Below are 2,843 nucleotides of genomic sequence, written 5' to 3'. Positions count from 1 at the left end.
GGCCGTGCCCAGGCACGACAGGGGAGTGGACGGGATCAGGCGCATGGATGGCTTTCGGTCGGGGGAGCGCCGGAGTTCGGGGTGGGGATCCGGCGGGGACACACGAAACTTAGCAAGTCCGCGGAGCGCCCGTGGCAGGGGTCGCGGCCCGCCTCCGACGAGCGGCGCCCCCACGGGTACGGCGCGGCCCCGCCGCCCTCCCGGGGCGGCGGGGCCGAGGGCGCCGGTGCGTCACATGTTGATCATGTGACCGGCCAGGCCGTGCACGGCCTCCTTGACCGCCTCGCTGAGCGTGGGGTGCGCGTGGATGTTGCGCGCCACCTCGTGCACGGTCAGGTCCCACTGCTGGGCCAGGGTCAGCTCGGGCAGCAGCTCGGTCACGTCCGGGCCGATCATGTGCGCGCCGAGGAACTCCCCGTACTTGCCGTCGGAGAGGATCTTGACGAAACCGCGCGTGTCCCCGAGGCCGTGGGCCTTGCCGTTGGCCATGAACGGGAACTTGGCGACCTGGACGTCGAAGCCCGCCTCCCGCGCCTCCTTCTCGCTGTAGCCGAAGCTGGCGATCTGCGGCTGGCAGTAGGTCGCGCGCGGGATGAACCGGTAGTCGATCTCCTGGGTCTCGGCGCCCGCGATGGTCTCCGCGGCGACGATGCCCATGGCCTCGGCGGTGTGGGCCAGCATCAGCTTGGCGGTGACGTCGCCGATCGCGAAGATGTGCGGGACGTTGGTGCGCCCCCGGGAGTCGATGCCGATCGCGCCCCGGTCGGTCAGCTCGACGCCGGTCTTCTCCAGGCCGTAGCCCTCCACGTTGGGGGCGAAGCCGATGGCCTGGAGGAGCTTGTCGGCCTCCAGGGTCTGCTCCTTGCCGCCGCCGCTGACGGTGACGCGCACGCCCTCGCCGGTGTCCTCGACCGACTCCACGCGGGTGGAGGTCATCACCTTGACGCCCAGCTTCTTGTAGGCGCGGCCCAGCTCCTTGGAGACCTCCTCGTCCTCGGTGGGCACGAGGCGGTCGAGGAACTCCACGATCGTCACGTCCACGCCGTAGTTGGCCAGGACGTAGGCGAACTCGACGCCGATGGCGCCCGCGCCGGCGATGACGATGCTCTCCGGCAGGGTGTCGGTGAGGATCTGCTCCTCGTAGGTGACGACCCGCTCGGACAGCTCGGTACCGGGCAGCAGCTTGGTGGAGGAGCCCGCCGCGATCACCGCGTGGTCGAAGGTGACGGTCTCGGTGGCGCCGTCCTCACCGCTGACCTCGACGGTGTGGTCGTCGGTGAAGGTGCCCCGGCCGTTCAGCTCGGTGATCTTGTTCTTCTTCATCAGGTAGTGGACGCCCTTGACCCGGCCGTCCGCCACCTCGCGGCTGCGGCTGTGCGCCTTGCCGAAGTCGAACTCCACCTTGCCGTCGACCTTGATGCCGAAGAAGTCGGCCTCGTTCTGGAACAGGTGGGCGAGTTCGGCGTTGCGCAGCAGCGCCTTGGAGGGGATGCAGCCCACGTTGAGGCAGACCCCGCCCCAGTACTTCTCCTCGATGACGGCGGTCTTCAGTCCGAGCTGGGCGGCGCGAATGGCGGTCACGTAGCCGCCGGGGCCCGCGCCGAGAACCACCAGATCGAAGTGTCGCTGTCCCATGACGGGATCTCCTTGAGTGTGTTTGTGACGCACCCAGCGCAGTCGGCTTGCCCGGGTTGTCGGATTGCCGAACGCCAGCCTAGTCGGGTGCCCCCGGCGCGTGGGTGACCAGCCGCTTCCTTCACGGTACTTTCCGTGGAAGCGCCTGGTCGCAGCGGGTCGCGCGCGTTCGGCGGCGGGAGGCCCCGGTCCGCGGTGCCGGTCCCGCGGTGTCAGTCCCGCGGGTCCCGCGCCCTCTCGTCGCCCCGCACCGCCCCGGCCCTCTCTACGGCCTCGGCTTCCTCCGCGGTCCCTGCTTCCTCTGCCGCCCCGGCCCCGTCTGCGGTCGCGGCCTCCTCGGCGGCCTTGGCCCTCTTCTGCGCGCGGTTCTGCTTGAACACGGGGACGAAGGCCATGACGACGACGATGGCCAGGGTGAACCAGAGGGCGTACCTGTCGACCAGCAGGACGATGTCGACCCCGGTCTGGCCCGCCGCGTAGCCGACCGAGGCCACGGACGCGGTGAGGACCAGTGCCCCGAGGGCGTCCAGCAGGAGGAAGGGCACCAGGCGCATCCCGGTCCAGCCCGCGATGACGAGGACGAACACGGTGGGAACGCCCGGCAGGTAGCTGAGGATGAGTGCGACCGGCATGATCCAGGGGTTCATGTCCTGTGCCCGGTCGGCGAAGCGCTGCGCCCTGTCGCCCGGCGCGATGAGGTTGACGAAACCGCGGCCCCAGCGCCTGCCGACCCACCAGAACAGCCAGTCGATCTTCACCTTGCCGACGACTCCCGCGACCACGACCAGCCACAGGGGGATCTCCCCGATCCGCGCGAACGCCGCGGCCGCGCCGACCGCCGCGTTGCTGCCGGTGACGAACTCCAGCAGGACCGGGTGGTGGGCGATCAGGAAGGGCTTGACCGGCGTCAGCGCCATGAAGAAGAGGGGAACGCCGACGAAGGCGGCCATCAGCGCCTTGTCCTGCCGGGTCGCCCTGCCCTCCCAGGGCTTGATCGCGCGCAGGGCGGCCCGGGCCTCCTCCTTCTGCGCCTCCCTCTCGGCGGCCTTGCGCTCCTCCGCGGACATGGGTGCGCCGTCCGCGCGCGGGGAGTCCTCACCGGCGGGCGCGGTCCCGGACGCGGATCCGGTTCCGGCCTCGGACCCGGGCCCGGAACCCGTTCCGGCTCCGGACTCGGCGTCGGTGCCGGGGCGGTCGCTGTTCAACGT

Annotated in this window: 2 protein-coding genes; both read right to left on the bottom strand. The window is 70.7% G+C overall.

The window, feature by feature from the left end; translation table 11 throughout:
* Positions 1-231: 231 nt before the first annotated feature.
* Complete coding sequence (gene lpdA, locus DQW06_RS05275) at positions 232-1,635, bottom strand: dihydrolipoyl dehydrogenase (protein ID WP_013156354.1); 1,404 nt, start codon at positions 1,633-1,635, stop codon at positions 232-234.
* A 212-nt stretch (positions 1,636-1,847) separates the two neighbouring features.
* The gene (locus DQW06_RS05270; RefSeq protein WP_117198059.1) at positions 1,848-2,840 is read right to left on the bottom strand and encodes a DedA family protein; all 993 of its coding nucleotides are present in this window, start codon (positions 2,838-2,840) and stop codon (positions 1,848-1,850) included.
* Between the last annotated feature and the right edge of the window lie 3 nt (positions 2,841-2,843).

Source organism: Nocardiopsis sp. TNDT3 (assembly GCF_003427465.1).
GTDB classification, from domain to species: domain Bacteria; phylum Actinomycetota; class Actinomycetes; order Streptosporangiales; family Streptosporangiaceae; genus Nocardiopsis; species Nocardiopsis dassonvillei.
This window is presented reverse-complemented; position numbering and strand designations above follow the sequence as displayed.